The sequence below is a fragment of the Candidatus Oscillochloris fontis genome, assembly GCF_004138135.1.
GTDB lineage: Bacteria > Chloroflexota > Chloroflexia > Chloroflexales > Chloroflexaceae > Oscillochloris > Oscillochloris fontis.
Map to the genome: position 1 here is coordinate 1 of NZ_RYFD01000115.1, position 1,564 is coordinate 1,564.

Here is a 1,564-nt window from a genome sequence, read left to right on the forward strand (position 1 = left end):
GCGTCTCTTCTATGTTGTAATCAAAATTTATAGCAAGTATTTATATATTTTTAATTGCTTTTTAAAAATCTTATTATCTTTGTTCTCAGAAAGTTGAAGAGGAAATAGGCTCTGCTGGGGAGCAACCTATCAGCAATAAACTTTCTGCGTTATACAGTAAACGTAAAGGGGATGGCAATTTGCTGTCCCTTTTTTACTTTACTGGTTTCGCTTTATGGTCTAAAAAAACCCATTCTTTATTTTGTATAATTCCAGCAAGTAATCATTTATAACTTTTTAAACAACCTTCTATCAGTAGACAAATGCTACATTTCCCTGTTCAGTTTAAAAGTAAAGTGTCGCAATCTACGAGAGCAGATTAACTGCAAGAGACGCTCAGCGATCACTCTATATAACTGTTGTTTAATAAGTTATTTTTATACGAATCCCATAACATATTCTTGTTTTTTTGTAAGCACAAAATAAATTCTGTTCATCACTTTACGAGCAATTCTTATTATTGCCTTGTTTGTTTCCATTCTTTTTGCATAATTATGAAAAGCCATATTGAGTGCTGGATCTCTTCTTGCTGCAATCCAGGAACTTTCAATTATAACTCTTTTTATAAACTCATGCCCACGAAATGTCATCTCTCCATTTTTATTTTTCTCTCCCGATGAATGCCTGCAAGGTATTAGTCCTACAAAGCCAGCTAAATGATCCGTATTCTCAAAACGAGTAATATCTTCTAATTCGGTTAGCAGGGTGATTGCAGCAATAGGGCCAATCCCGGGTATAGAACATAAAAGTTTCATATCTCGTGAATAAATTTCACTTTTTGACAACTCCCGAACCTTTCTTGTTGTTTCCAATAATAAATTTCGTTGTTGCTCTGCCTCTTTAATCAAAACACCAAGAGCATCCATACCCGCTGTGTTTTTCAATTTTACATCTTTTAGCCACAACATGAATTTTCGAGACCAGTGAGAAACTGATTTTTCAAATTCCGGGGGATAATTGACGCCGTGAAAATACAAAAATGATTTAATCCGCTGTTTAAACCTTGTCATATCTTTAACCAATGTCGATCGTACTCTTACTAATGACCTGGCCTCCAATGTCGCTATTTGAGGAACGTGTATTGATGAGAGTTCTCCCGAACGAAGTGACCTTGCCAATTTTTTACTATCGGTAGGGTCATCTTTCTGTTGATGCTCTTTTTGTGTTGTCGGAACATCTGCCGGATTTACAACTATATTATTTATCCCCATTTCATTCAGATAATAATGTGCACTAAATCCACTAAATCCAGCTTCGTAAACTGAATAATAGTTAGCATTGGGAAAATTAAAATCAAGATATTTCTTCAAAGATTCCACTTTCGGTGGTTGAGTAAATGTCTTGTGAAACAACTTCTCTGTGAAAATTGAAACAGTCCAACTTTTCAAATGCACATCAATCCCTATAAATATATTTTGTCCTTCAAAACTTAATTCTTTTCTTTGCATGAGCATAAGCTTTTGAGTTTTTATATTCTTGTTTTTAGCAATTCAAATATAATACTCTTTTAGCTTATGCTAATTTT

Annotated in this window: 1 protein-coding gene; it reads right to left on the reverse strand. The window is 34.0% G+C overall.

All coding sequences use genetic code 11. The annotated features are described in order from the left end of the window. Positions 1-416: 416 nt before the first annotated feature. Positions 417-1,487, reverse strand: a complete 1,071-nt coding sequence (locus EKD03_RS18155) for an IS110 family RNA-guided transposase (protein WP_202976820.1) — start codon at positions 1,485-1,487, stop codon at positions 417-419. Positions 1,488-1,564: the final 77 nt, after the last annotated feature.

What these genes read in the sequence shown, in the direction of transcription:
- EKD03_RS18155 (WP_202976820.1), bottom strand. Translation starts at nt 1,487, where the DNA reads ATGCAAAGAAAAGAATTAAGTTTTGAAGGACAAAATATATTTATAGGG.